At 62.1% G+C, this 243-nt stretch carries 1 protein-coding gene; it reads right to left on the bottom strand.

Features of this window, described 5'->3' with window-relative positions; genetic code table 11:
* Window positions 1–54: 54 nt before the first annotated feature.
* Window positions 55–243 (bottom strand): transposase domain-containing protein (locus tag QSV46_RS40780; RefSeq protein ID WP_314964428.1); only part of this gene is annotated, 189 nt, incomplete at its 5' end.

Raw genomic sequence — 243 nt, 5'->3', positions numbered from 1 at the left:
GGGTTATGATGGTCGCTAGCCGGTTGAGACGTTCAGGTTGCGACGGACCGCTGATCAGAGGTTTTTTTCGACCGCGCGTAGCCTTTTCCATTCCCAAGGAAGCAGCTCGTGCAGGCGCGAGGCAGGCAGATCGGCGATACGGGCCAGAACATCGGCGAGCCAGGCTTGCGGGTCGACATCGTTGAGGAGTGCGGTGGTGAGAAGCGTCAGCATGACAGCGGCGCGGTCTGCCCCGCGCTGAGA

The sequence above is a fragment of the Bradyrhizobium cosmicum genome (assembly GCF_032290525.1).
Lineage (GTDB): Bacteria > Pseudomonadota > Alphaproteobacteria > Rhizobiales > Xanthobacteraceae > Bradyrhizobium > Bradyrhizobium cosmicum_A.
The sequence above is the reverse complement of the archived record's forward strand: the minus strand, read 5'-3'. Positions and strand labels throughout refer to the sequence as shown.